The sequence below is a fragment of the Streptomyces sp. NPDC030245 genome (genome assembly GCF_055572995.1).
This window is the reverse complement of the sequence record NZ_JBVICF010000001.1, coordinates 557,017-582,424: the sequence shown is the minus strand read 5'-3', so window position 1 is coordinate 582,424 and position 25,408 is coordinate 557,017. Positions and strand designations below refer to the sequence as shown.

Here is a 25,408-nt window from a genome sequence, read left to right as displayed (position 1 = left end):
CCGCTAGCCGGACCTGCCCCGCTCCCTGGCGAGTTGCGCCGCGTCCCGCTTGAAGGCCCACTCCATTCTGGGCTCCATCGCGAAGCGGAACACGCGCTGCACCGGCGGGGTGCACAGCAGGGTCACCACGCTTGCGGCGACCACCGTCACGAAGATCTCGCCGAGCGGCTTGTGCAGCCACTCGTACTCCTCGAACCAGCCCCAGAAACGGGAGCCCTTGGCGAGGAAGCCGTGCAGCAGATAGCCGTACAGCGTGCCGGCGCCGAGGAGCGTGAACCACATCTTGCGGCGCGGCACCCACGCGAAGAAGCACGCGGTGAGGACGACGGAGCAGCCGAAGAGCGCCAGCGTCATCACGATGCCGACCCACCACGGCACGCCGAGCTCCTGCGCGCTGTCGCGGCGGTAGAACCACACGGAGGTCATCCGGGGCGCTGCCCAGTAGGCGAGGAGCACCGCGGCGGCGAAGACCGGCACGGACAGGATCCGCACCTCACGGCGGCGCACCAGCTGGAAGTACTCGGGCTTCATGAAGAGGCCGAGTACGAAGAACGGCAGGAACTGGAGTACGCGCTGGAGGTCGAGGTCGTCGCCGATGTCGGGTGAGATCACGGCGAGCATGGCGATGGCCAGCGCGAGCGGCACCGGCCAGCGCACGATCTTCCACAGCGGCACGGTGAGCCGCCACACGAAGAGCGCGACCAGGAACCAGGTGAGGTACCAGGGGTCGAGCAGGCTGATCGGATGCCCGGGGTCGTCGTCGGCCCAGCGCTTGAAGAGGCTGTATGCGACCTCGAAGATGACGTACGGCACGGCGACGCCGTTCACGAGCCGCTTCAGGCGGTCGGGGCGCATGTCGAAACTGCGCGAGAAGTAGCCGGAGATCACGATGAACGCCGGCATGTGGAAGGTGTAGACGGTCATGTACAGCGCCTCGGCGGCGCGGCTGTGATCCGTCAGCGGTTCCCATGCGTGGGCCATCGCCACGAGGACGATCGCCAGGTACTTGGCGTTGTCGAAGAACGCGTCCCGCTGCTTGGCGGGCTTCGACGCGCTCGGGGCGGCGCTGCGGCCGGCCGGGGTGGGGGGAGCTGTGGGGGCGGCCTGCGGGGGCGGATAGTGGGCGCGGGGGAGGGAGACTCCGGTCGCCGGCACCTGGGCCGGGGGGAGCGGCGCCCGGTGGCGTTCGTGCGGGTGCACCGAGTTGGTCACAGGCCCTCCCACCAGGAGCTCGGTGAGACGATCCGGGACCGCACTGCGCCTGCGGGGGTGGTGGCAGCGTGGAACATCTGAGGCACCCTAGCGTCGCTGCGGTGTATTCGTAAAACCCCCGTCACTTTCGTCGACCCAATCCCCGGACAATCCCCGGGAATCGGTTGAGGCGCCAAAGGGAGTCGACAAAGAGATGCGGCGGTATGCGCGGTTGTCACGTCCGGTACGTCACAACTCATCCGGTTTAAATGGTGCATAACGCCCCCAGGCGACTCCGGTGAAATGTCCGGTTGGCCGAATGGGAATTTCTTGCGAACGTCGTGTGTGGCGACGGCAACGATCACGTCGAATTTCCGGTGTCCGCACATCGTCGAATTGCTGTACGACCGTGCGCCGCACGGGCCCCCGCGGGGCGCCCCCGTGCGCCGGGGTCGCAAAGCCTTGGCCGACGATGTGTCACCGGCCGCATGGAGGCCGCCCGTTGGTGGCACGATGGGTTCTGGCGGGGGTGTGCGGGGCCGTACCCCCCGGGCCGGGAGAGCGACCGACCTAGGGTGTGATCAGTGTGGCCATTTCGCTGTCAGTGGTGCTGCTGTTGGCGATCATCCTTGTGGTGCTGATCCGCGGGGGATCGCTCAAGGCGGGCCCCGCGATCGTCGCGGTGCTCTTCGGCTTCTTCCTCGCCTCCACCGGCATGGCTCCGTCCATAAACCGCTTTCTCAACGAAGTGGCGGAGACCATCAACTCGATCAGCTTCTGATCGGTCGGCTTCTGATCGATCGGCTTCCGGAACGGCGAAACCCCAGACCGTCACCGGCCTGGGGTTTCATCGGCAGAGCGGGCGACGGGAATCGAACCCGCGTAGCTAGTTTGGAAGACTAGGGCTCTACCATTGAGCTACGCCCGCACAGTTCGCGCCACGGGCACAAGCCGCGGCACGACAGGCATCGTAGCGGGTCCCCGGGGCCCGGCGCACGTGCCCCCTCACATCCGGCCCCGTTCAACCGGGAGCCGCACTGCCTGCGGGCATGTACCCTACGTGTCGCACCGACGGGGTGTGGCGCAGCTTGGTAGCGCGTCCGCTTTGGGAGCGGAAGGCCGTGGGTTCAAATCCCGCCACCCCGACCAACGAATCCTCCCTCGCAAGATCGCATTGTGGCTCGGCTCCCGCTTGCCGTTACTATGCAAGTTGTGTGCCCGTGTGTCTCTGAGCCGGGCAGAATCCCAAGAAGTCAGCCCCAAGGAGACCGAACCGTGAAGAGCGCCGTGGAGACCCTGAACCCGACTCGGGTTCGGCTCACTGTTGAGGTGCCCTTCGAGGAGCTCAAGGACAGCCTCGACGCGGCCTACAAGAAGATCAACCAGCAGGTCACGGTGAAGGGCTTCCGCAAGGGCAAGATCCCGGCCCGGGTCATCGACCAGCGGTTCGGTCGTGGCGCCGTCCTCGAAGAGGCCGTCAACGACGCGCTCCCGAAGTTCTACACCGAGGCCGTCAACGAGGCCGAGCTCAACGTCCTGGGCCAGCCCGAGGTCGACATCACCGAGCTCAAGGACAACGAGACCCTCAACTTCACCGCTGAGGTCGACGTCCGCCCCACCATCGAGATCCCGGACTACTCCGGCATCGAGGTCGAGGTCGACGCGATCGAGGTCAGCGACGAGGACGTCGACAAGGCCGTCGAGGAGCTGCGCGAGCGCTTCGCCTCCACGTCCCCGGTCGAGCGCGCCGCCGAGGACGGCGACGTCGTGACGATCGACCTCCAGGCCAAGGTCGACGGCGAGGTCCTGGAGGACGGCGTCGCCTCCGGCGTCTCCTACACGATCGGCTCCGGCGAGCTGCTGGAAGGCATCGACGACGCGGTGAAGGGCCTGGAGGCCGGTGGCGAGGCCACCTTCACCTCCGAGCTCAAGGGCGGCTCGGCCGCCGGCAAGGAGTCCGAGGTCACCGTCAAGGTCACCCAGGTCGCCAAGCGTGAACTGCCGGAGCTCGACGACGACTTCGCCCAGCTCGCCTCCGAGTTCGACACCCTCGACGAGCTCAAGGCCGACAGCCGCAAGCGCCTCGAGAACATGAAGCAGTACGACCAGGCCACGCAGGCTCAGGAGCGCGTCCTGGAGAAGCTGCTCGACCTGGTCGAGGTCCCCGTCCCCGAGAAGCTCCTCGCGGACGAGATCCAGACCCGCAAGCACAACCTGGTCAACCACCAGCTCGGCCAGATGGGCCTCGACCTCGCGAAGTACCTGGAGATCCAGGGCAAGACCGAGGAAGAGTTCGACGCCGAGACCAAGGAGCAGGCGGAGAAGGGCATCAAGACGCAGTTCGTCCTCGACGAGCTCGTCAACAAGGAGAAGCTGAACGTGAACCAGGAGGAGCTCACCGAGCACCTCATGCGTCGCGCGCAGTCCTCCGGCATGTCCCCCGACCAGTTCGCCCAGGCCGTCGTCGAGGGCGGTCAGGTCCCGATGCTCGTCGGCGAGGTCGCCCGCGGCAAGGCCCTCGCGGTCGTCGTCGAGGCCGCCACGGTCAAGGACACGAACGGTGAGGTCGTCGACCTCGAGGACGAGGAGGACGAGACGGCCGAGACCGTCGAGGCGACCTCGGACTCCGCCGAGGAGAAGGCCGACGAGAAGACCGAGGCCTGAGCCTCGCTCTGACGCTCGCACACCGGGCCCCCAGGACTTCTCGGTCCCGGGGGCCCGGTGCTTTTCAGGGGCGCGGGGAACTGCGCGAGCAACCACAAACAAGCCGCACCCGCCATAGACCCTGCCGCGGCAGACGCGCCCGCGGCCCGGCGGGGGCTGAGCGCGCAGTTCCCCGCGCCCCTTACGGGGCGCAACCTGCGCTCACAGCGAACAGTCAGGCCTCCGGGATTCCCCGAAGGGCCCCGCGCGTTAGGGTCCATGAATACGAGGGCAGGGGAGTCCCCGACGCCGCCCCGGAGCGGCGCCGCACGCGGGCCCCCGCGCCCCAGCTGAAGACGTGAGACGGCCCGGCGCCGTCGTAAGACGAGCAGGTGGATACGTGACGAATCTGATGCCCTCCGCCGCCGGCGACCCCTCCATCGGTGGTGGCCTCGGCGACCAGGTCTACAACCGGCTGCTCGGCGAGCGGATCATCTTCCTCGGCCAGCCGGTCGACGACGACATTGCCAACAAGATCACCGCGCAGCTGCTGCTCCTTGCCTCCGACCCGGACAAGGACATCTACCTCTACATCAACAGCCCCGGCGGCTCGATCACGGCCGGCATGGCGATCTACGACACCATGCAGTACATCAAGAACGACGTGGTGACGATCGCGATGGGCATGGCGGCCTCCATGGGCCAGTTCCTGCTCAGCGCGGGCACGCCCGGCAAGCGCTTCGCCCTGCCGAACGCCGAGATCCTGATCCACCAGCCGTCCGCGGGCCTCGCCGGCTCCGCGTCGGACATCAAGATCCACGCCGAGCGCCTCCTTCTCACCAAGAAGAAGATGGCCGAGCTCACGGCGTTCCACACCGGCCAGACCGTCGAGCAGGTCACGCGCGACTCGGACCGCGACCGCTGGTTCGACCCGCAGGAGGCCAAGGAGTACGGCCTCATCGACGACATCATGTCCAGCGCCGCCGGCATGCCGGGCGGGGGCGGGACCGGAGCCTGAGCCCTGTGCTCAGCGCCCCGAAGCCGACACCCAAGCCCCTCCCTTCTCAGGAGATTCAGAGATGAACAACTTCCCCGGTCGCGGCCTCTACGGCCCTGCGCAGGCCGAGAGCGGCCAGGCCGAGTTCACCGGCACCGGCGCCGAGTCGCGTTACGTCATCCCGCGCTTCGTCGAGCGCACCTCGCAGGGCGTGCGTGAGTACGACCCGTACGCGAAGCTCTTCGAGGAGCGCGTGATCTTCCTCGGCGTGCAGATCGACGACGCGTCCGCCAACGACGTCATGGCGCAGCTCCTGTGCCTGGAGTCGATGGACCCGGACCGCGACATCTCGATCTACATCAACAGCCCGGGCGGCTCGTTCACGGCTCTCACGGCCATCTACGACACGATGCAGTTCGTGAAGCCCGACGTGCAGACCGTCTGCATGGGCCAGGCCGCGTCCGCCGCCGCCGTGCTCCTCGCGGCGGGCACGCCGGGCAAGCGCATGGCTCTGCCGAACGCGCGGATCCTGATCCACCAGCCGTACAGCGAGACCGGCCGCGGTCAGGTCTCCGACCTGGAGATCGCCGCCAACGAAATCCTCCGGATGCGTTCGCAGCTGGAGGAGATGCTGGCCAAGCACTCCACGACGCCGATCGAGAAGATCCGCGACGACATCGAGCGTGACAAGATCCTCACGGCCGAGGACGCGCTCTCGTACGGCCTGGTCGACCAGATCATCTCCACCCGGAAGATGAACAATTCCTCGGTGGCCTGAGGCAGCGCTGTAGCATCTGCCGCTCCTCGGCACGGTTCGCGGACGACTCGCGTCGAAGTGAACCGTGCCAAGGGGGGCCCGAACGGGGGGCCCGGCAAGGTACCGTCGGATAGAGGCACCAGGAGCCGCTGAACGTGGCGTCTCCCAGGCGAAGGGGAAGCACCTCGTGGCACGCATCGGTGACGGCGGCGATCTGCTCAAGTGCTCGTTCTGCGGAAAGAGTCAGAAGCAGGTCAAGAAGCTCATCGCAGGCCCCGGTGTGTACATCTGCGACGAGTGCATCGACCTCTGTAACGAGATCATCGAGGAAGAGCTCGCGGAGACGAGCGAGGTGCGCTGGGAGGAGCTTCCCAAGCCTCGCGAGATCTACGAATTCCTTGAGGGTTACGTCGTGGGCCAGGAGCCCGCGAAGAAGGCCCTCTCGGTAGCGGTGTACAACCACTACAAGCGGGTCCAGGCCGGAGAGAACGGCGGCGCGCAGGGCCGCGACGACGCGATCGAACTCGCGAAGTCCAACATCCTGCTGCTCGGCCCGACCGGCTCAGGCAAGACACTCCTCGCGCAGACGCTCGCCCGCATGCTGAACGTCCCGTTCGCCATCGCGGACGCGACGGCGCTGACGGAGGCGGGCTATGTCGGCGAGGACGTCGAGAACATCCTGCTCAAGCTGATCCAGGCCGCCGACTACGACGTCAAGAAGGCCGAGACCGGGATCATCTACATCGACGAGATCGACAAGGTGGCCCGCAAGAGCGAGAACCCGTCGATCACGCGCGACGTGAGCGGCGAGGGCGTGCAGCAGGCCCTGCTCAAGATCCTGGAGGGCACCACGGCCTCCGTGCCTCCGCAGGGCGGCCGCAAGCACCCGCACCAGGAGTTCATCCAGATCGACACGACGAACGTGCTCTTCATCGTGGGCGGCGCCTTCGCCGGCCTTGAGAAGATCATCGAGTCGCGGGCGGGCGCGAAGGGCATCGGGTTCGGCGCCACCATCCGCTCGAAGCGTGAGATGGAGGAGAAGGACCAGTTCGAGGACATCATGCCGGAGGACCTGGTGAAGTTCGGGATGATCCCCGAGTTCATCGGCCGCCTCCCCGTGATCACCTCGGTCCACAACCTCGACCGCGAGGCCCTGCTCCAGATCCTCGTCGAGCCGCGCAACGCGCTGGTGAAGCAGTATCAGCGGCTGTTCGAACTCGACGGTGTGGAGCTGGAGTTCGAGCGCGAGGCGCTTGAGGCCATCGCCGACCAGGCGATCCTGCGGCAGACCGGCGCCCGAGGGCTCCGCGCCATCATGGAGGAGGTCCTCCAGTCGGTGATGTACGAGGTGCCGTCCCGCAAGGACGTGGCCCGCGTCGTCATCACGGCGGACGTCGTCCGTTCGAACGTGAACCCGACGCTGGTGCCGCGCGAGGCGCGCGGTCCCGGGGCCGGGGAGCAGAAGTCCGCGTAGGCGGCACACGCGCGGAAGGGGCGCCCGGCGATCGAATCGCCGGGCGCCCCTTCCGCGTTGCCGCTGTCAGGCCTTGACGCGGACTTCCTTGCGGAACTTCAGCGCGGTGGCCGAGGCGTCCTTGAGCGAGATCTTGCCCGCCATGGCGTCGGTGACCTCGATGGGGACCACGACGCCGACGGTGCTGTGGTCGCCCCAGATGCACACCGGCATGTGGATCTCCTTGGGGGCCGAGGACGAGCCGCCGGCCGGACTGTCGTTCTTGATCACTGACTCCTGGCACTTGAGGACGGTGTCGTCCGTGCTGAAGTCCCGGGGGCTGCCGGTCAGCCTGCCCGTCTGCGCGCCGGGCTTCTGGGAGTCCTTCTTGACCTTGGCGAACATTCCGTCGACGACCTTGCCGGGGTCGTCGATCTTGCCGTGGACGCCCATGAACTGGATGAGCTTCTGCGACAGCGGATTGCTCTCGTCCCCCGCCTCGTAAGCGGCGTCGACGTCCTCGGGGTCCTGCACGCCCGCCTTCTCGGCGGCCTTCATGTCGCTGGAGTTGAAGCCGCCGGACGGGTTGTCGCTCTTCTCGTACTCGCTGAGGACCGTCTCGGGCGTCGTCAGCTTGTGCGGGCCGTCGTCCGCCACGGAGGAGCCGCCCCCGCCGTCGCTGTCGCTGCCGCCGAGGACGAAGTACGCGCCGACGCCGATGGCGGCGACCACGGCGACCGCACCGATGATCATTCCGGTCTTCTTGCCGCCGCCGCCCGCAGGCGGGGGCGGGGGCGGGGGCGGGACCTGCCCGTAAGGGGCCTGGGGCTGCTGGCCGTACGGGGCCTGCTGCGGGTAGCCGTAACCGGGCTGGGACTGGGGCGGCGGCGGGGGAGCCTGCTGAGGGGAGCCGTAGCCGGGCTGGGGGGCCTGGGGCGGCTGGCCGTAGGGGCCGGCCTGCTGCGGCGGCTGGCCGTACGGTCCTGGCTGCTGCGGCGGCTGCTGGCCGTACGGCCCGGGCTGCTGGGGCTGCCCGCCGTACGGGCCCGGCTGGTGGTAGCTCATGGGGTTCCCCTCCGAAACGCTTGGGTGCTGCCGACATCCTGACGCAACGGAGCCCGGTCGAATGACCGGGCCGTCGCGCGTGCACGGGCGTCAGATCTTGACGCGGACCTCTCCGCGGAACTTGGCCGTGGTGGCCGCGGCCTCGTCGAGGTCGGCGGCCTTGCCCGCCAGGGCGTCCGCCGCGTCGACGTTCACCAGGAAGCCGACGGTGCTGTGGTCGCCCCACACGCAGGTGCCCGCGGACATCTCGCTCGGGCCGGACGAGGAGCCGGCCGACGAGCCGGCCGTGCCCGCGCCGCCGCCCAGGTCGACCTTCATCTCCTGGCACTTGAGGACCGCGCCGTCCAGCCCGGCGGGCTTGTACTCCTTCGGCTCGCCGACGAGCGTCACGTCCTCGTCGCTGCCGCCCGAGCCCGCGTTCTTCTTCATCTCGCCGAACAGGGCGTCGACGACCTTCTCCGGGTCCTCGATGTCGCCGTAGACACCGCCGAAGTTGAGGGCCTTCACCGCCATCGGGTTGCTCTCGTCGCCCGACTGGTAGTTGGCGTTGACGTCCTTGGGGTTCTTCACGCCGAACTTCTCGGCGTCCTCGATGTCGCTCGACGACATGCCACCGCCGCCGCTGCCGCTGTCGTCGCCCTTCTTGAACTCACCGAGCACCGTCGCCGGCGTCGTCAGCTTGTGCGGTCCGTCGTCCTTGATGCCGCCCCCGTCACCGCCGCCCGCCACGCTCGACGAGCCGCCGTTCTTGCCGCCCTTGTCGTCGTCGCCCGTGAAGACGAAGTAGCCGCCGACGGCCGCGGCGGCGACCACGGCGACGGCGGCTATGACGAGGCCGGTCTTCTTGCCGCCGCCGCCCGAGGGCGGGGGCGGGGGTGGGACCTGCCCGTAGGGGGCCTGGGGCTGCTGGCCGTACGGGGCCTGCGGGGGGACCTGCCCGTAGGGGCCGGGCTGCTGGGGCTGGCTGTAGCCGCCCTGCGGCGGGGGCGCCTGCTGGGGGTACCCGTAGCCGGGCTGGGGAGCCTGTGGCGGCTGGCCGTAGGGACCAGGCTGCTGCGGCTGCTGGCCGTACGGCCCGGGCTGCTGGGGCTGCTGCCCGCCGTATGGGCCCGGCTGGTTGTAGCTCATTGCTGGGGTTCCCTCCCGATGCTTATGTGTTCCGAACATCCTGGCGGATGGGCGTACGGGGTTGGGGCCCAGGACCGGATCGATGCGGACTTGTTGAAGGGCTGTTCCAGAGAGCGGACGTACGAGGGCCCGGGGCGGACCATCCGCCCCGGGCCCCGCCTTCCGAGCTCCGCGGCCACCCCGCGTGCGCACGGTGTCCGCTCGGTCTCCGCCCCGCTACGCCTTCACGCGGGCGGCCTTGCGCAGGTCGGCCGCGAAGGAGGCGACGGTGTCGGTGGCCATGCCGCCGCTGCCCTTCATCATCGCCTCCACGTCGATGCCGAAGACGATGCCGTACGTGCTGTGATCAGCCCAGATGCAGATCGGCAGCTTCGTCTCCTTGCCGTCCTCCGCGATGCTCGCGGTCTGACACTTCATGATCGCGTTGTCGAGCCCGTCGGGCTCCACGGCCTCGGGGCTGCCGACGAGGTCGAACTCCTCGTCCGAGTCGCCGCCGCCCTCGGCCGACTCCTTCTTCGCGTTCTCGTCGGCCTTGGCGAAGCCGTCGTCGACGGCCTTCTCCGGGTCGTCGATCTCGCCGTACATGCCCTGGAAGCTCATCTGCTTCCCCTTGAGGGCTTCACCGAATTCGTACGCGGCCGCCACACTCTCCGGGTTCTTGATGCCGATGTCCTCGGCGTTCTTCTTGTCGCCGGAGCCGAGCGGGCCGTCGTCGGGGGAGTCGGCGTCGCTCCCCTTCTTGTACTCGCCCACCGAGGCCGGCGGCACCAGCTTGTGCGCGCCGTCGTCCTCGACCGAGGCCGAGCCGCTGTCCCCGCCGAGGACGAGGTACGCCCCGACGCCGAGCGCGGCGACCACGGCGACCGCGCCGATGACGAGGCCGGTCTTCTTCTTGCCGCCGCCGGAGGCCTGCGGCGGCTCCGGGTACGGGGTCTGCCCGTAGGGGCCGGCCTGCTGCGGCTGGCTGTAGCCGCCCGGCGGCGGCGCCTGCTGCGGGAAGCCGTAGCCGGGCTGGGGCGGCTGCTGAGGGGGCTGCCCGTAGGGATTCGGCTGACCCCCGTAAGGGCCCGGCTGCTGCGGAGGCTGACCCCCGTAGGGCCCCGGCTGCTGGGGCTGTTGGCCCCCGTACGGGCCCGGCTCGTTGTGGCTCATGGCGTGGGGTCCCCCTCCGAACGCTGATGTGTCCCGGTCATCCTGGAGGAAATCCCGGCCCCCCGGACCCCTCAGCGGCAAGCGATGTCGAAGATTCCGGTTTCGGGACCGCTCCACCACCCCTCTAAACTGGCCGCGTGACCGAGAACGCTCAGCAGCAGCCCCCAGCGACCACCCCCGAACTGCCGACCCAGTACGCGCCGGCCGAGGTAGAGGGGCCGCTGTACGAGCGCTGGGTAGAACGGGGTTACTTCTCCGCCGACGAGAAGAGCGAGAAGCCTCCGTACACCGTCGTCATCCCCCCGCCGAACGTCACGGGCGCGCTCCACCTGGGCCACGCCTTCGAGCACACGCTGATCGACGCCCTCACCCGCCGCAAGCGCATGCAGGGCTTCGAGACGCTGTGGCAGCCCGGCATGGACCACGCCGGCATCGCCACGCAGAACGTGGTGGAGCGCGAGCTCGCCAAGGAGGGCAAGTCCCGCCACGACCTCGGGCGCGAGGCGTTCATCGAGCGCGTCTGGAAGTGGAAGGGCGAGTCCGGCGGCCAGATCTCCGGCCAGATGCGCCGCCTCGGCGACGGCGTCGACTGGGACCGCGAGCGCTTCACCATGGACGAGGGCCTCTCGCAGGCCGTCCAGACGATCTTCAAGAAGCTCTACGACGACGAGCTGATCTACCGCGCCGAGCGCATCATCAACTGGTGCCCGCGCTGTCTGACGGCGATCTCGGACATCGAGGTCGAGTACCAGGACGACGACGGCGAGCTGGTCTCGATCAAGTACGGCGAGGGTGACGAGACGCTGGTCGTCGCCACCACCCGCGCCGAGACGATGCTCGGCGACACCGCCGTCGCGGTCCACCCCGACGACGAGCGGTACAAGCACCTCGTCGGCAAGCAGATCAAGCTGCCGCTGACCGACCGCACGATCCCCGTCGTCGCCGACGAGCACGTCGACCCCGAGTTCGGCACCGGCGCCGTCAAGGTGACCCCGGCCCACGACCCGAACGACTTCGAGATCGGCCAGCGCCACTCCCTGCCGAACATCGCGGTCATGGACGAGCACGCCGTCATCACCGCGCACGGCCCCTTCCAGGGCCTGGACCGCCTGGAGGCCCGCTCCGCCATCGTCGGCGCGCTGCGCGCCGAGGGCCGCATCGTCGCCGAGAAGCGTCCGTACACGCACTCGGTCGGCCACTGCTCGCGCTGCAAGACCACCATCGAGCCGCGCCTGTCGATGCAGTGGTGGGTCAAGGTCGGCCCGCTCGCGAAGGCCGCCGGTGACGCGGTCCGCGACGGCAAGGTCAAGATCCACCCGCAGGAGATGGAGAAGCGGTACTTCGACTGGGTCGACAACCTCCACGACTGGTGCATCTCGCGCCAGCTCTGGTGGGGCCACCGCATCCCCGTCTGGTACGGGCCGAACGGCGAGGTCGTCTGCGTCGGACCCGACGACGAGGCGCCCACCGGCGAGGGCTGGCACCAGGACAACGACGTGCTCGACACGTGGTTCTCCTCCGGCCTGTGGCCCTTCTCCACCCTGGGCTGGCCCGAGCAGACCGAGTCGCTCGCGAAGTTCTACCCGAACTCCGTCCTGGTCACCGGCTACGACATCCTCTTCTTCTGGGTCGCCCGGATGATGATGTTCGGCCTGTACGCGATGGACGGCACCCCGCCGTTCCACACGATCGTGCTGCACGGCATGGTCCGCGACCAGTTCGGCAAGAAGATGTCGAAGTCCTTCGGCAACGCGGTCAACCCGCTGGACTGGATGGACAAGTACGGCTCGGACGCCCTGCGCTTCACCCTCGCCCGCGGCGCCAACCCCGGCACCGACGTGCCGATCGGCGAGGACTGGGTCCAGGGCTCGCGCAACTTCGCCAACAAGATCTGGAACGCCACGCGCTTCGCGATGATGAACGGCGCCACGATCGAGGGCGACCTGCCCCCGGCCGAGCAGCTGTCCGCCACCGACCGCTGGGTGCTCTCCCGGCTGAACGCGACCGTCGCCGAAGTCGACGCGCTCTACGACGACTTCCAGTTCGCCAAGCTCTCCGATGCCCTCTTCCACTTCGCGTGGGACGAGGTCTTCGACTGGTACGTCGAGCTCTCCAAGACGACGTTCATGGCGGGCGGCGACGGCGCGAAGGTCTCGGCCCGCGTCCTCGGCGAGGTCCTCGACGTCACGCTGCGCCTGCTCCACCCGATCGTCCCGTTCGTGACGGAGACGCTCTGGACGGCGCTCACCGGCGGCGAGTCGCTCGTCGTCGCCGACTGGCCTTCCGACAGCGGCTTCCGCGACGCGGCCGCCGAGCGCGAGATCGAGACGCTCCAGCAGGTCATCACCGAAGTCCGCCGCTTCCGCGCCGACCAGGGCCTCCAGCCGGGCCAGAAGGTCCCGGCCCGCCTCACCCTGGACGGCACGGCGCTCGCCCCGCACGAGGCCGCCATCCGCCAGCTGCTGCGCCTCCAGCCGGAGGGCGACGCCTTCACGGCGACGGCGACGCTGCCGGTCTCGGGCGCCACGGTCGCGCTCGACCTGTCCGGCACGATCGACGTCGAGGCCGAGCGCAAGCGCCTGGCCAAGGACCTCGCCGCCGCCGAGAAGGAGAAGGCGCAGGCCGAGGCGAAGCTGGGCAACGAAGCGTTCCTGGCGAAGGCCCCCGACCAGGTCGTGGAGAAGATCCGCGGCCGCCTCACCAAGGCGGAGGCCGACATCGCCCGCCTCCAGGCGCAGTTGGAGGCGCTGCCGGCCGCGTAACGGCGTAACCGCGTACGCAGACGAGGGCCCCGGGACCGCCATCGGTCCCGGGGCCCTCGTGCGTCTCCTAGACCTCGCTGGCCACCGGGCCCGTCACCGTCTCGGTGGCCTGGGCCGGCAGCGGGTGGGCCAGGGTGCCGTAATCCGTCCGGGACGGTGCGAGGTCGAGGCCGAGCCGTTCCAGCTCCGCCGCGGCCAGCGCGTCCAGCGTCTCCGGATCGCCGTGCCGCCAGCCCCAGGCGAGGCTGCCGGGCGTCGCGTCCGGGATCTCCGACGCGGTGAGGGCCACCTCGTGGAGCGGCCGCAGCAGCGTACGCAGGGCGAGCAGTTCGCGGCCGTCGTCGGACGCGGCGAGGTCACGTGCGGCGCCCGCCTGCCGGATCCACCGCAGCCGGCGCGGCAGCCACGCGTTCAGGAGCAGGCCGACGGGGACCACGAAGAGGGCGACGGCCCCCACGGCCACGGCGGTCCTGACGAGGACCGGGTCCATGGCGTCGACGGCGCCTGCGACGCGCCGCAGCGCGGTGTCGACGCGGCCGCCGACCAGCGGCAGCGGCGCGCTGTGTTCCTGGAGGGCGCGGGGGAGGGCGAGCGCACAGGACAGCCGGTACGCGACGACGGCCGCGGCGGCCCACAGCGCGGTCCAGACGAGGACCCCGGCGTCACCGGCGAGCTGATGGGTCCTCTTGGCGGGATCTTGGGCATACCACATGGTCCGATTTGACCCCCGGCGCAAGCCGGGAGCGGGCAGCCGCGCCGGAAGTACACCCTCCCGGGGTGCGGCAAATCACCGAAACAGGGACGTAAGGCCGGTGAAACGGGTCGAAAGACCTTGGATGATGGAGGCATGCGCACCCTGCCCGCCGCCCAGGCGATCCGCCAGGCGGCGGCCACGGCCGGCCGCCTCTGCGGGCGCTGGTCGCAGGCGCCGCGCGCCCTCGACGTGCTCGCGGCACTGAGCGCCTTCGCGCTGATGAGCCTGGACATCCCGGGCCTCGCCGAGGCGGAGGACAACGGCCTCAACGGCCCGCTGGCCGCGCTGGCCCTGGTGGGCGGCGCGTCCTCGCTGCTGCTGCGCCGCAGGTGGCCCTGGCTGACCTACGCGGTCGCGCTGCTCTTCCTGGGCTGGCTGCACGAGCTGACGCTGGCCCAGTTCGCGCTCTACTCCCTCGGCCGCTACCGGGGGCGCGCGGCGGGGACGCTGGGCGTCATCGGCTACGTCTCGTTCGCGTACGTGATGTTCAACTTGCCGGGCTGGCCGGTGCACCGCGGGGACACGCTCGGCTCGTTCCTGAGCCTCGTCGTCCCGATCGGCGTGCTCGCGGCGGGCGTCGGCGTCGCCGCGAACCGGCAGGACCTGGTCCGTGCCCTGGAGGCCCAGCGCGCCGAGACGGCCACGCTGCACGCCGTCCAGCAGGAGCGCACCCGCATCGCGCGGGACGTGCACGACTTCGTCGGCCGCGAGCTGACGCTGCTGAGCGTGCGCTCCCAGGTCCTCGCGCGCAGGGCCGAAGGCGGCCCCTTCGAGGACGGCTTCGAGGAGCTCTCGGAGACGGCGCGCAGCGCGCACCGGATGCTGAACGAGATCATCGTGCAGCGCGGCACGGACGGCACGCCGACGCCCGGCCTCGACGCCCTGCCCGCACTCGCCGAGCGCAGCGTCCGGGCGGGCAGCCCCGTCGACCTCGTGATCGACGACGCGGCCCACCGCCTCTCGCCGCTCCGCCAGGCGGCGGTGCACCGGGTGGTCCAGGAGTGCCTGACGAACGCGGCGAAGCACGCGCCGGGGGAGCGGGTCACGGTCCACGTCTCCCTGCGCGGCCCCCGCCTGGAGATCACGGTCCGCAACCCGCTGCCCGCCAAGGCGCCGACTGCCGCCCCGGTCTCCTCCGGGACGGGTACGACGGGGATGGCGGAGCGGATCCGTGCGGTGGGCGGCACGTTTGCCGCGGGGCGGCGGGGGGCGGTCTACGAGGTGCGGGCCACTCTCTCGCCGGGCGAACTGGCCTAGGCTCGACGCGCCGTCGCCTGCTGCGGGCCGGTGGGGGCCGGTCGCGCAGTTCCCCGCGCCCCTTTGGCGGCACCTTCCGCATCCGGCGAGGGAGGACCACCCAGGGGCGCGGGGAACTGCGCGAGCAACCCCCACCGGCCCGCAGACAAAAAGGGCACCCCGCGCCGCAGGCTCACGCCGCCGTCATCACCCGCTCCAGCCCGTCGAAGTCCTCCACACACTTCCCGCAGCCCATCGCCACGCTGTCCAGCGGCTCGTCGGCGACGAAGACGGGAATCCCCGTCCCGGAGGCGATCCGCAGGTCGAGGCCCGGCAGCAGCGCGCCGCCGCCGGTCAGCACGATCCCGTGCTCCATGATGTCGCCGGACAGCTCCGGCGGGCACTCCTCCAGGGTCGCCTTCACCGCGGCGATGATCTGCTCGACGGGCTCGTCCAGCGCGGCCCGCACCTCGCGCGCCGTGAGGTCCACGGTCTTGGGCAGCCCGCCCACCTTCTCGCGCCCCCGGACGGTGAACGTCCGCATCTCCAGGGCGTCGTCGCCCGGCACGGGCCACGCCGAGCCGACGGCGACCTTGATGTCCTCGGCGGTGCGCTCACCGATGAGCAGGGCGTGCTCCTTGCGGACGAAGTCGGTGATGGCCGTGTCGAGCCGGTCGCCGCCCACCCGCAGGGACTGGGCGGTGACGATGCCGCCCAGCGAGATGACGGCGACCTCGGTCGTCCCGCCCCCGATGTCGACCACCATCGACCCGCGCGGCTCGGAGACCGGCAGCCCCGCCCCGATGGCCGCCGCCATCGGCTCCTCGATGAGGTGGACGGCCCGCGCGCCGGCCCGCTGCGACGCGTGCACGATCGCGCGCCGCTCGACGGGTGTGACCCCGCTCGGCACGCACACGACCATGCGCGTACGGGGCCGGCGCCCCGGCAGGGCCTTGCGCACGAAGTGCCGGATGAGCTCCTCGGCGGCTTCGTAGTCACTGATCACGCCGTCCCGCAGTGGACGGATGGCGGTGATGGACCCGGGCGTCCGCCCGATGGTCTCCTTGGCCTCCGCCCCCACGGCGAGCACCCCGCTCTTGCCGCCCCGGTCGGCCCGCACGGCGACCACGGACGGCTCGTTGAGCACGATCCCCTTGCCGCGCACGTACAGGAGGGTGTTGGCAGTGCCGAGGTCGATACCTATGTCCATGATCGCCAAGTTTGCCCGGCGGCCGCCCGAAGCGGAGGGACCAAAGTCCCGAATCGGACGGGCCGAAAGTCCCGACGAGGCGGAGTGAACGCCTCCGGCCGGTCCGGACGCCGAGTGTCGGTGCCGCTCCGTAGACTGGCGTGCGTGAGTGACCTCCCCCCGCACGACGAGCACGCAGACCGCCCCGCCGACGACGCCGACGACGCCTTCGAGACCATCGTGGGCGCCGAGACCGACAGGGACCCCGACCTCGCGGTGATCGAGGCGGGCAGCCGCACCCTGCGCACCCAGGGGGGCCCGCCGCAGGGCGACGTCCCCGCGCGCCCCTCCGACCCGGAGGTGGACCGGGCGCTGCGCGAGGTGGAGACGGAGCTCGCGACCCGCTGGGGCGAGACCAAGCTGGAGCCCTCCCTCAGCCGCATCGCCGCCCTGATGGACGTCCTGGGCGAGCCCCAGCGCGCGTACCCCTCGATCCACATCACGGGGACGAACGGCAAGACGTCCACGGCCCGCATGATCGAGGCGCTGTTCTCCGCCTTCGAGCTGCGCACCGGCCGGTACACCTCGCCCCACGTCCAGTCGATCACCGAGCGGATCAGCCTGGACGGCGCGCCCGTCGAGGCCGAGCGCTTCATCGAGACGTACCACGACATCAAGCCGTACGTGGAGATGGTCGACGCCCGGCAGGAGTACCGCCTCTCCTTCTTCGAGGTCCTCACCGGCATGGCGTACGCGGCCTTCGCCGACGCCCCGGTGGACGTGGCCGTCGTCGAGGTCGGCATGGGCGGCAGCTGGGACGCGACGAACGTGATCGACGGCTCGGTCGCCGTCGTCACCCCCATCGACCTGGACCACACGGACCGCCTGGGCTCCACGCCGGGCGAGATCGCCAAGGAGAAGGCCGGCATCATCAAGCCGGACGCGACGGTGATCATGGCCCAGCAGCCGGTGGACGCCGCGCAGGTGCTCCTGAAGAAGGCCGTCGAGGTCGACGCGACGGTGGCCCGCGAGGGCCTGGAGTTCGGCGTCGTCGCCCGCCGGGTCGCGGTCGGCGGCCAGCTCCTGACGCTCCGAGGCCTCGGCGGGGAGTACGAGGAGATCTTCCTGCCGCTCCACGGCGAGTACCAGGCGCACAACGCCGCCGTGGCGCTCGCCGCCGTCGAGGCGTTCTTCGGCATCGGCTCGCAGCACGCGCGCACGCTGGACATCGACACGATCCGCAAGGCCTTCGCCTCGGTCTCCTCGCCGGGCCGCCTGGAGGTGGTCCGCCGCTCGCCCACCGTCGTCCTGGACGCCGCGCACAATCCGGCGGGCGCCCGCGCCACCGCCGCCGCGGTCAGCGAGGTCTTCGACTTCAGCCGGCTGATCGGCGTGATCGGCGCGAGCGACGACAAGGACATGAAGGGCTTCCTCGAAGCCTTCGAGCCGATCTTCACCGAGGTCGTCGTCACGCAGAACTCCAGCCACCGCGCGATGGACGCCGACACGCTCGCCGGACTCGCCGTCGAGGTCTTCGGCGACGACCGCGTGCAGGTCGAGCCGCGCCTGGACGACGCCCTGGAGGCGGCGATCACCCTCGCCGAGGAAGAGGGGGAGTATGCCGGCGCCGGCGTCCTCATCACTGGTTCCGTCATCACGGTCGGCGAGGCCCGACTGCTCCTGGGGAGAGGCTGAATTCCTGTGCGTATGCTCTGCGCCTCGACGCTGATCGGCGAGTTCTTCGTCATCGGCTTCGCGGGTCTGGTCGCCATGAAGGACGACGACCTGTCCATGGGCACGGTCTGGACGGTCTGCGGCGTCGCGATGCTGCTGAGCCTCCTGCTCTGCGGCATGATCACCCGCCCCGGTGGCATCCAGCTCGGCTGGGCCCTCCAGATCGCGCTGATCGCCAGCGGTTTCGTGGTGCCGACGATGTTCTTCCTCGGCGCGGTGTTCGCCGCCCTGTGGTGGGCGTCGGTCCACTTCGGGGGCAAGATCGACGAGGCGAAGGCGCGCTTCGCGGCCATGGCGGAGGGGCAGGCGGAGGCCGGAGGTAACGCCGCGTAGCCGACCCCGGTATCGTGCGGCCCAATCCCCGTGATCGCAGAGATCGTACGAACACCTTCTTGGAGCCGCACATGAGCCAGCGCACCCTCGTCCTGCTGAAGCCCGACGCCGTCCGTCGCGGCCTGATCGGGGAGATCATCGGCCGCATCGAGCGCAAGGCGGGCTGGACGATCTCGGCGCTGGAACTGCGCTCGCTCGACCAGGAGACCCTGGAGCAGCACTACGGCGAGCACAAGGGCAAGCCCTTCTACGAGCCGCTGGTCGCCTTCATGTCGTCCGGCCCCGTCGTGGCGCTCGTCGTCGAGGGCGAGCGGGTCATCGAGGGCGTCCGCGCGCTCGCCGGGCCGACCGACCCGATCGCCGCGGCGCCCGGTTCGATCCGCGGCGACTTCGGCACGATCGTCCGGGAGAACCTGATCCACGCCTCGGACTCGGAGGAGTCCGCCGAGCGCGAGCTGAAGATCTTCTTCCCGGGTGTCGCCTAGTACTCCGACGGACGTCTGACTTCGCGTCAGCAGAGCGCCGCACGCGCCGGGACGGCCGAAGGAATTCGGCCGTCCTTTGGCATATGCGCCCCAATTGGGGGAACCCGTGCCTCCGATGGCACGTCTCCAAAGGCGGGGCAGCACATCATCTGCTGACAATGGCGAAGACCCTCGCGCCGTCTTCGCGCGGCCGAGACTACGATGGAAGCCTCCACTGCCACTCAGCACCCACCTCGCCTACCTAAAAAGCCATCACAAGCTCCAATAGGGAAGGCCAGACGCATCCTCATGGGGAACAACATGTCGTTCATCGGCCGTGACATGGCTGTCGACCTCGGGACCGCCAACACGCTGGTGTACGTCAGGGGTCGGGGGATCGTACTCAACGAGCCGTCCGTCGTCGCGATCAACACCAACACCGGCGGCATCCTCGCGGTCGGTGCGGAAGCCAAGAAGATGATCGGGCGCACCCCCGGCAACATCGTCGCGGTGCGTCCCCTGAAGGACGGCGTGATCGCCGACTTCGAGATCACCGAGCGGATGCTCCGCTACTTCATCCTGAAGATCCACAAGCGGCGCTATCTGGCCCGCCCGCGCGTGGTCGTCTGCGTGCCCTCCGGCATCACGGGCGTCGAGCGCCGCGCCGTCATCGAGGCCTCCTCGCAGGCCGGCGCGCGCCAGGTGCACATCATCGAGGAGCCGATGGCCGCCGCCATCGGCTCCGGCCTGCCGGTCCACGAGGCCACCGGCAACATGGTGGTCGACATCGGCGGCGGCACCACCGAGGTCGCCGTCATCTCGCTCGGCGGAATCGTCACGGCACAGTCGATCCGCGTCGCCGGCGACGAGCTGGACAACGCGATCATCCAGCACATCAAGAAGGAGTACTCCCTCCTCCTCGGCGAGCGCACCGCCGAACAGATCAAGATCACCATCGGTTCGGCGTACGACATGGACGCCGACGAGCACACCGAGATCCGTGGCCGCGACCTGGTCTCCGGGCTGCCCAAGACCGTCGTCATCTCCGCCGCCGAGGTCCGCAAGGCCATCGAGGAGCCGGTCAACGCGATCGTCGACGCGGTCAAGACCACCCTCGACAAGTGCCCGCCCGAGCTCTCGGGCGACGTCATGGACCGCGGCATCGTGCTGACGGGTGGCGGCGCCCTGCTGCGCGGCCTCGACGAGCGGCTGCGCCGCGAGACCGGTATGCCGATCCACATCGCCGAGGACCCGCTGGACAGCGTGGCGCTCGGCTCCGGGAAGTGTGTCGAGGAGTTCGAGGCGTTGCAGCAGGTGCTCGACGCCCAGCCGCGCAGATGATCTGACGCGAGAACATCCGCCGTACGAGTGCCTGCCACTTCGTGCGGCGGATCGTTGATATAGAGGCAAGACACGCAATTCCCGCAAGGCACGACAATTCCCCAGAACCTCGTGGAACCCGCAGTTTCCACGGAATCCGATTGAGGAAGGCACGCCGCCGCACGTGAGGGACACACGAGAGAGCCGGCTGCTTCTTGTGCTGCTGGTCGCCATCGCGTTCGCTTTGATCACGGTGGACATCCGCGGCGGTGAGGACTCGCCGGTCGACGGTGCCCGCCGGGCCGCCGCCACGGTCTTCGGGCCGGTCGAGGAGGGCATGTCCTCCGCCGTCGACCCGATCGGCAACGCGATCGGCGCGGTCCGCGACTCCGGTGAGCGCCACAGCCGCATCGCCGAACTGGAGCGGCAGAACGCCGCGTTGAAGGCCAAGCTCGGCAGCGACGACCGCAACCGCAGCCGCGTGCGCCAGCTCGACGGCATGCTCAAGAAGGCGGGCGCCGGACAGTACGGCATCAAGGGCGCCGAGGTCATCGGGATAGGAGCGGCCCAGGGCTTCTCCTGGACCGTCACCATCGACGCCGGCGCCAAGGACGGAATCAAGCGCGACATGACCGTCCTCAACAGCGACGGCCTGGTCGGCCGGGTCACCACGGTCGGCCCGGGCACCGCGACCGTCCTGCTCGCCAACGACCCCGACTTCACCGTCGGCACCCGCATGGAGAAGACCGACGAGCTCGGCTTCGCCACCGGACAGGGCGACCGTCCGCTCTCCGTCCAGCTGCTCAACGGCAAGGCCGAGGTCAAGAAGGGCGACCGGCTCGTCACCTTCGGCTCGCAGAAGGACCGGCCGTTCGTGCCGGGCGTCCCGGTCGGCGAGGTCGTCCGCGTCGACCCCTCGGGCGGCGACCTCACCCGCAACGTCTTCGTGAAGCCGTACGTCGGGTTCACCAAGCTCGACATCGTCGGTGTCGTCGTCGAGGCGCCCCGCGAGGACCCGCGCGACACGGTCCTGCCGAAGAAGCCCGAGAAGCCCAAGCCGACCCCGACGGTGACCGTGACGGCCACCCCCTCGGGACAGCCCCCGGCCGACGGCGCCGCCGACGACGAGCAGTAGGAGACCGGACCCATGCGCTTCAACCGAATCCTGCTGTCCACCACACTGGTCGTCGTCGCCCTGGTCATCCAGGTCAGCGTCCTGGCCCGGCTCCAGCTGCCGGGCGCCGTGCCCGACCTGGTGCTGCTCACCGTCCTCGGCCTCGCCCTCGTCTACGGCCACGTCGGCGGCGCCCTCGTCGGCTTCGGCGCGGGCCTCCTCGCCGACCTGGCCCCGCCCGCCGACCACGCCGCCGGGCGGTACGCCCTGGTGCTCTGCGTCATCGGCTACCTCGCGGGCCTCGCCAAGCCCGACGGCGGCAGACTCCGCTCCGCCACCGGCCCGCTCGTCGTGGTCGTCAGCGCCGCCATCGGATCGACACTCCTTTACGCGGGCGTCGGCTCCCTCGTCGGCGACACCGCCGCCCGCCATGTGGGCCTGGTCGGGCTCCTGTTCACCGCCGCGCTCTACGACCTGCTGCTCGCGCCCTTCACGGTGCCGCTGATCATCGCGCTCGCCCGGCGCGCCGACAACGACCCGCTCGGGGAGAACTCACCCGCCAACAAGGCGGCCGACGTCTCCTCCGGCTGGCTCTCGTCCGGCACCGGACTGCGCATCGGCGACCAGCGCGGCGGCGGCCTGCGGGCGAAGGCGGCCAAGGCCCGCGTCGCCCGCGCCGGACGCATCAAGGGGGTCAAGCGCCTGTGACCAACATCCCCGAGACGGGGCGCACGCCCCGCGTGCAGATCCGTCTCGTCATCATCCAGATCCTCGTCGTCTCCCTCCTCCTCACCCTCGGCGGCCGCCTCTGGTACCTCCAGGTGCGCAACGGCGACGAGTACGCGGAGGAGGCCTCCGGCAACCACGTCCAGCAGGTCGTCCAGCCCGCCGTGCGCGGCTCGATCCTGGACGCCCGCGGCGTGCCCATGGCGGACAACGAGACGCGGCTCGTCGTCTCCGCCTCCCGCACGGACCTGATGAAGATGAAAGACGACGGCAAGGCGGTCCTCGCCAAGCTCGCCGACGTCCTGGAGATGGAGCCCAAGGAGGTCTCCGACAAGGTCCGCCTCTGCGACTCCAAGACGCCGCAGCCCTGCTGGAACGGCTCGCCGTACCAGCCCATCCCGATCACCGACGAGGCCACGCCCAAGCAGGCCCTCCAGATCCGCGAGCGCTCCGAGGACTTCCCCGGCATCACCGCCGAACCCACCGCCGTGCGGCGCTACGCCGCGCCCGGCAAGTCCAACACCGCGCAGGTCCTCGGCTACCTCTCGCCCGTCACCGACGAAGAGATCAAGAAGGCCGAGAACACCGACTCGCCGTTCCTCCGCTCCGACCAGGTGGGCCGCTCCGGCCTGGAGCGGACGTACGACAAGCAGCTGCGCGGCAAGGCCGGCGTGACCCGCTACGAGGTCGACAACCTCGGCCGCGTCATCGGCAAGGCCGAGTCCGACGCGGCCCAGCCCGGCGCCAACGTCGTCACCAGCATCGACGCGCGCGTGCAGGCCGTCTCCGAGTACTGGCTGAACGACGCGATGAAGAAGGCGCGCCAGGAGTTCGACAAGAACACCGGTGAGAACTACAAGGCCGACGCGGGCGCCGTCGTCGTCATGGAGAACAAGACAGGCCGCATCGTCTCCATGGCCTCCAACCCGACGTACGACCCGAACGCCTGGGTCGGCGGCATCTCCGGCAAGGACTACGCGCGGCTCACCGGCAAGAAGTCCAACTACCCGCTGCTCAACCGCGCCATCCAGGGCCAGGCGGCCCCCGGCTCCATCTTCAAGGTCATCCCGACCACCGCCGCGGTCAACGCGGGCTACGACTTCAACGCTCGCTACCCCTGCCCGAGCTCGTACTCGATCGGCGGCCAGACCTTCAAGAACTTCGAGTCCAAGGGCCACGGCTCCATCACCCTCGGCCAGGCCCTGGAGGTCTCCTGCGACACCGTCTTCTACAAGCTGTCGCACGACCAGTGGGCCAAGGACGGCGGCAACAAGCCGAAGAAGGACGCCAAGGACTGGTTCTACAAGACCGCCCACCAGTTCGGCCTCGGCAAGGAGACCGGCATCGACCTGCCCAACGAGGTCACCGGACGCGTCCCCGACCGCCAGTGGAAGAAGGACTACTGGAAGGCCAACAAGGACGCCTGGTGCAAGCAGGGCAAGAAGAGCGGCGGCGACTACGCCGAGCGCATCGCGTACGAGAACTGCCTCGAAGGCATGAAGATGCGCGCCGGTGACTCCGTCAACTACTCCATCGGACAGGGCGACACCCTCGTCACGCCGATACAGATGGCGACGATCTACAGCGCCATCGCCAACGGCGGCACCATGTACGACCCCACCGTCGGCAAGGCGATCATCAGCGCCGACGGCAAGCGGATCGAGGAGATCAAGCCGAAGTCGCACGGCAGACTGCCGATGGACGCCAAGCTCCGCAAGGACATAGACGGTGCCCTCGCGGACGTCGCGACGCGCGGTACGGCCGCGTGGCGGTTCGGCGGCTGGCCGCAGGACAAGATTCCGATGCACGCCAAGACGGGTACCGCCGAGGTCTACGGCAAGCAGACCACCTCGTGGTTCGCGACGTACACCAAGGACTACTCGATCATCATGACGATCTCCCAGGGCGGTACGGGCTCCGGCGCCTCCGGACCCGCCGTCCGCAAGATCTACGACGCGATCTACGGCCTGGACGAGAACGGCAAGCAGGACCTGAAGAAGGCCCTCCTGCCCGAGCCGCAGAAGTCCCTGCCCAGGATCAAGGGTGACGGCTCCATCCACTCCCCGAAGATCAAGCCGTACAAGCCCGAGCCGCCCAAGGAGCCGACCGAGCAGCAGGAGCTGGCCGGTGCCCCGGCGAACTGGAGGCGGGACTGATGACCGGAAGTGGCTTCTCCGTCTCCGGATACGGACCCGAGCGCTCCGGCATGTCGCGGCTCCTCGCCCGCGACTCGGTGGTCCGCCGGCTCGACTGGGTGATACTGCTCTGCGCCCTCGCGCTCTCCGTGATCGGCTCCGCGCTCGTCTACTCGGCGACCCGCAACCGCACGGAACTCGTCGGCGACGACCCGTACGCCTTCCTGCTCAAGCACGTCATGAACATCGGCATCGGGCTCGCGCTGATGGCCGGCACGATCTGGCTCGGCCACCGCACCCTGCGCACGGCCGTGCCGATCCTCTACGGCATCTCCGTCTTCCTGGTGCTGCTCGTCCTCACCCCGCTCGGCGCCACCATCAACGGCGCCCACGCCTGGCTCGTGATCGGCGGCTTCTCGCTCCAGCCCTCCGAGTTCGTGAAGATCACGATCATCCTGGGCATGGCGATGCTGCTCGCGGCGCGCGTCGACGCGGGCGACCGCGAGCACCCCGACCACCGCACCGTGGTGCAGGCCCTCGGCCTCGCCGCCGTCCCGATAATGATCGTCCTGCTCATGCCCGACCTCGGCTCGGTCATGGTGATGGTGATGATCGTGCTCGGGGTGCTGCTCGCCTCGGGCGCCTCCAACCGCTGGGTGTTCGGACTGCTCGGCGCCGGCGTCGCCGGCGGCATCGCCATATGGCAGCTCGGCGTCCTCGACGACTACCAGATCGCCCGCTTCGCCGCCTTCGCCAACCCCGCCCTCGACCCGGCGGGCGTCGGCTACAACACCAACCAGGCGCGCATCGCGATCGGTTCGGGCGGCCTGACCGGCACGGGACTGACCAAGGGCTCCCAGACCACCGGCCAGTTCGTCCCCGAGCAGCAGACCGACTTCGTCTTCACCGTCGCGGGCGAGGAGCTCGGCTTCGTGGGCGCGGGCGCCATCCTGGTCCTGCTCGGCGTCGTCCTGTGGCGCGCCTGCCGCATCGCCCGCGAGACCACCGAGCTCTACGGCACGATCGTCGCCGCGGGCATCATCGCGTGGTTCGCCTTCCAGGCCTTCGAGAACATCGGGATGACCCTCGGCATCATGCCGGTCGCGGGCCTTCCGCTGCCCTTCGTGAGTTACGGAGGCTCGTCGATGTTCGCGGTCTGGGTGGCCGTCGGACTGCTCCAGTCGATCAAGGTGCAGCGGCCGATGTCCGCGTAGCCCTGCCGGAAGTCCCGTCGCGGGCATGTTTGGCCTCGCGT

The 25,408-nt window shown here is 69.7% G+C and carries 21 protein-coding genes and 2 tRNA genes; 16 read left to right on the top strand and 7 right to left on the bottom strand.

The features are described 5' to 3' along the window. Nucleotides 1-3 precede the first annotated feature (3 nt). Nucleotides 4-1,212 carry an acyltransferase family protein gene (locus ACZ4Z4_RS02570; protein ID WP_468321109.1) on the bottom strand — a complete coding sequence of 403 codons (1,209 nt, stop codon included), beginning with the start codon at nucleotides 1,210-1,212 and terminating at the stop codon, nucleotides 4-6. A 565-nt stretch (nucleotides 1,213-1,777) separates the two neighbouring features. Between ACZ4Z4_RS02570 and ACZ4Z4_RS02565 the strand changes: the two genes are divergently transcribed. Then, a complete protein-coding gene (locus tag ACZ4Z4_RS02565) occupies nucleotides 1,778-1,972 on the top strand; it encodes a hypothetical protein (RefSeq protein WP_055570088.1) in 195 nt (64 codons plus the stop codon). 76 nt (nucleotides 1,973-2,048) lie between these two features. Here the strand turns inward: ACZ4Z4_RS02565 and ACZ4Z4_RS02560 are convergent. Next, nucleotides 2,049-2,119: transfer RNA gene (locus ACZ4Z4_RS02560), tRNA-Gly, on the bottom strand. Between the two features lie 144 nt (nucleotides 2,120-2,263). Here ACZ4Z4_RS02560 and ACZ4Z4_RS02555 point away from each other — a divergent pair. The 5 genes from ACZ4Z4_RS02555 to clpX all read left to right on the top strand — a co-directional run bounded on the left by ACZ4Z4_RS02555 (nucleotide 2,264) and on the right by clpX (nucleotide 7,062). After that, nucleotides 2,264-2,340 (top strand) — tRNA-Pro (locus ACZ4Z4_RS02555). A gap of 126 nt (nucleotides 2,341-2,466) precedes the next feature. Continuing rightward, nucleotides 2,467-3,855, top strand: a complete 1,389-nt coding sequence (gene tig, locus ACZ4Z4_RS02550; protein WP_468321106.1) for a trigger factor — start codon at nucleotides 2,467-2,469, stop codon at nucleotides 3,853-3,855. A 391-nt stretch (nucleotides 3,856-4,246) separates the two neighbouring features. Next, nucleotides 4,247-4,852 carry an ATP-dependent Clp protease proteolytic subunit gene (locus ACZ4Z4_RS02545; protein ID WP_190329594.1) on the top strand — a complete coding sequence of 202 codons (606 nt, stop codon included), beginning with the start codon at nucleotides 4,247-4,249 and terminating at the stop codon, nucleotides 4,850-4,852. Nucleotides 4,853-4,913: 61 nt separating this feature from the next. Then, on the top strand, nucleotides 4,914-5,609 hold the full coding sequence (locus tag ACZ4Z4_RS02540) for an ATP-dependent Clp protease proteolytic subunit (RefSeq protein WP_468321103.1): 696 nt from the start codon (nucleotides 4,914-4,916) through the stop codon (nucleotides 5,607-5,609). Between the two features lie 166 nt (nucleotides 5,610-5,775). After that, nucleotides 5,776-7,062, top strand: coding sequence for an ATP-dependent Clp protease ATP-binding subunit ClpX (gene clpX, locus ACZ4Z4_RS02535; RefSeq protein ID WP_361715445.1), 1,287 nt, complete (start codon nucleotides 5,776-5,778; stop codon nucleotides 7,060-7,062). Nucleotides 7,063-7,128: 66 nt separating this feature from the next. Here clpX and ACZ4Z4_RS02530 read toward each other — a convergent pair whose 3' ends face one another. The 3 genes from ACZ4Z4_RS02530 to ACZ4Z4_RS02520 all read right to left on the bottom strand — a co-directional run bounded on the left by ACZ4Z4_RS02530 (nucleotide 7,129) and on the right by ACZ4Z4_RS02520 (nucleotide 10,386). Then, complete coding sequence (locus tag ACZ4Z4_RS02530; RefSeq protein WP_468321099.1) at nucleotides 7,129-8,106, bottom strand: hypothetical protein; 978 nt, start codon at nucleotides 8,104-8,106, stop codon at nucleotides 7,129-7,131. Between the two features lie 90 nt (nucleotides 8,107-8,196). Continuing rightward, nucleotides 8,197-9,234 carry a hypothetical protein gene (locus ACZ4Z4_RS02525; RefSeq protein ID WP_468321096.1) on the bottom strand — a complete coding sequence of 346 codons (1,038 nt, stop codon included), beginning with the start codon at nucleotides 9,232-9,234 and terminating at the stop codon, nucleotides 8,197-8,199. 216 nt (nucleotides 9,235-9,450) lie between these two features. Continuing rightward, complete coding sequence (locus tag ACZ4Z4_RS02520; protein ID WP_468321094.1) at nucleotides 9,451-10,386, bottom strand: hypothetical protein; 936 nt, start codon at nucleotides 10,384-10,386, stop codon at nucleotides 9,451-9,453. Between the two features lie 137 nt (nucleotides 10,387-10,523). On the opposite strand from ACZ4Z4_RS02520, the gene ACZ4Z4_RS02515 reads away from it, so the two are divergent. Then, a complete protein-coding gene (locus tag ACZ4Z4_RS02515) occupies nucleotides 10,524-13,148 on the top strand; it encodes a valine--tRNA ligase (RefSeq protein ID WP_468321091.1) in 2,625 nt (874 codons plus the stop codon). A gap of 67 nt (nucleotides 13,149-13,215) precedes the next feature. Here the strand turns inward: ACZ4Z4_RS02515 and ACZ4Z4_RS02510 are convergent, their stop codons facing one another. After that, on the bottom strand, nucleotides 13,216-13,860 hold the full coding sequence (locus ACZ4Z4_RS02510) for a hypothetical protein (protein ID WP_468321088.1): 645 nt from the start codon (nucleotides 13,858-13,860) through the stop codon (nucleotides 13,216-13,218). A 135-nt stretch (nucleotides 13,861-13,995) separates the two neighbouring features. Here ACZ4Z4_RS02510 and ACZ4Z4_RS02505 point away from each other — a divergent pair, with 135 nt between their 5' ends. After that, nucleotides 13,996-15,159, top strand: coding sequence for a sensor histidine kinase (locus tag ACZ4Z4_RS02505; protein WP_468321085.1), 1,164 nt, complete (start codon nucleotides 13,996-13,998; stop codon nucleotides 15,157-15,159). 172 nt (nucleotides 15,160-15,331) lie between these two features. Here the strand turns inward: ACZ4Z4_RS02505 and ACZ4Z4_RS02500 are convergent, their stop codons facing one another. Beyond that, the gene (locus ACZ4Z4_RS02500) at nucleotides 15,332-16,348 is read right to left on the bottom strand and encodes a rod shape-determining protein (RefSeq protein WP_468321083.1); all 1,017 of its coding nucleotides are present in this window, start codon (nucleotides 16,346-16,348) and stop codon (nucleotides 15,332-15,334) included. A 144-nt stretch (nucleotides 16,349-16,492) separates the two neighbouring features. Here ACZ4Z4_RS02500 and folC point away from each other — a divergent pair, with 144 nt between their 5' ends. The 8 genes from folC (at nucleotide 16,493) to rodA (ending at nucleotide 25,367) form a co-directional block, all read left to right on the top strand. Then, nucleotides 16,493-18,022: a bifunctional tetrahydrofolate synthase/dihydrofolate synthase gene (gene folC / locus ACZ4Z4_RS02495; RefSeq protein ID WP_468321080.1), complete on the top strand. Its 1,530-nt coding sequence runs from the start codon at nucleotides 16,493-16,495 to the stop codon at nucleotides 18,020-18,022. A gap of 6 nt (nucleotides 18,023-18,028) precedes the next feature. After that, nucleotides 18,029-18,394, top strand: coding sequence for a DUF4233 domain-containing protein (locus ACZ4Z4_RS02490; protein ID WP_468321078.1), 366 nt, complete (start codon nucleotides 18,029-18,031; stop codon nucleotides 18,392-18,394). Nucleotides 18,395-18,465: 71 nt separating this feature from the next. Beyond that, the gene (ndk, locus tag ACZ4Z4_RS02485) at nucleotides 18,466-18,879 is read left to right on the top strand and encodes a nucleoside-diphosphate kinase (RefSeq protein ID WP_127911807.1); all 414 of its coding nucleotides are present in this window, start codon (nucleotides 18,466-18,468) and stop codon (nucleotides 18,877-18,879) included. Nucleotides 18,880-19,179: 300 nt separating this feature from the next. Then, complete coding sequence (locus ACZ4Z4_RS02480) at nucleotides 19,180-20,199, top strand: rod shape-determining protein (protein WP_030362602.1); 1,020 nt, start codon at nucleotides 19,180-19,182, stop codon at nucleotides 20,197-20,199. Nucleotides 20,200-20,362: 163 nt separating this feature from the next. Further along, nucleotides 20,363-21,313 (top strand): rod shape-determining protein MreC, encoded by a 951-nt coding sequence (gene mreC, locus ACZ4Z4_RS02475; protein ID WP_468321075.1) that lies wholly within the window; start codon nucleotides 20,363-20,365, stop codon nucleotides 21,311-21,313. A 12-nt stretch (nucleotides 21,314-21,325) separates the two neighbouring features. Continuing rightward, the gene (gene mreD, locus ACZ4Z4_RS02470; RefSeq protein WP_362995793.1) at nucleotides 21,326-22,000 is read left to right on the top strand and encodes a rod shape-determining protein MreD; all 675 of its coding nucleotides are present in this window, start codon (nucleotides 21,326-21,328) and stop codon (nucleotides 21,998-22,000) included. Continuing rightward, the gene (mrdA, locus tag ACZ4Z4_RS02465) at nucleotides 21,997-24,174 is read left to right on the top strand and encodes a penicillin-binding protein 2 (protein WP_468321071.1); all 2,178 of its coding nucleotides are present in this window, start codon (nucleotides 21,997-21,999) and stop codon (nucleotides 24,172-24,174) included. Before mreD ends, mrdA begins: the two co-directional genes overlap by 4 nt. Next, the gene (gene rodA, locus ACZ4Z4_RS02460; RefSeq protein WP_468321068.1) at nucleotides 24,174-25,367 is read left to right on the top strand and encodes a rod shape-determining protein RodA; all 1,194 of its coding nucleotides are present in this window, start codon (nucleotides 24,174-24,176) and stop codon (nucleotides 25,365-25,367) included. The genes mrdA and rodA overlap by 1 nt, the downstream gene beginning before the upstream one ends. Nucleotides 25,368-25,408: the final 41 nt, after the last annotated feature.

Coding starts and splice junctions, on each gene's coding strand:
- rodA (WP_468321068.1), top strand. CDS start 24,174: ATGACCGGAAGTGGCTTCTCCGTCTCCGGATACGGACCCGAGCGCTCC.
- ACZ4Z4_RS02505 (WP_468321085.1), top strand. CDS start 13,996: ATGCGCACCCTGCCCGCCGCCCAGGCGATCCGCCAGGCGGCGGCCACG.
- ACZ4Z4_RS02520 (WP_468321094.1), bottom strand. CDS start 10,386: ATGAGCCACAACGAGCCGGGCCCGTACGGGGGCCAACAGCCCCAGCAG.
- ACZ4Z4_RS02545 (WP_190329594.1), top strand. CDS start 4,247: ATGCCCTCCGCCGCCGGCGACCCCTCCATCGGTGGTGGCCTCGGCGAC.
- ACZ4Z4_RS02540 (WP_468321103.1), top strand. CDS start 4,914: ATGAACAACTTCCCCGGTCGCGGCCTCTACGGCCCTGCGCAGGCCGAG.
- ACZ4Z4_RS02480 (WP_030362602.1), top strand. CDS start 19,180: ATGTCGTTCATCGGCCGTGACATGGCTGTCGACCTCGGGACCGCCAAC.
- ACZ4Z4_RS02500 (WP_468321083.1), bottom strand. CDS start 16,348: ATGGACATAGGTATCGACCTCGGCACTGCCAACACCCTCCTGTACGTG.
- ndk (WP_127911807.1), top strand. CDS start 18,466: ATGAGCCAGCGCACCCTCGTCCTGCTGAAGCCCGACGCCGTCCGTCGC.
- mreD (WP_362995793.1), top strand. CDS start 21,326: ATGCGCTTCAACCGAATCCTGCTGTCCACCACACTGGTCGTCGTCGCC.
- ACZ4Z4_RS02525 (WP_468321096.1), bottom strand. CDS start 9,234: ATGAGCTACAACCAGCCGGGCCCATACGGCGGGCAGCAGCCCCAGCAG.
- ACZ4Z4_RS02530 (WP_468321099.1), bottom strand. CDS start 8,106: ATGAGCTACCACCAGCCGGGCCCGTACGGCGGGCAGCCCCAGCAGCCC.
- ACZ4Z4_RS02510 (WP_468321088.1), bottom strand. CDS start 13,860: ATGTGGTATGCCCAAGATCCCGCCAAGAGGACCCATCAGCTCGCCGGT.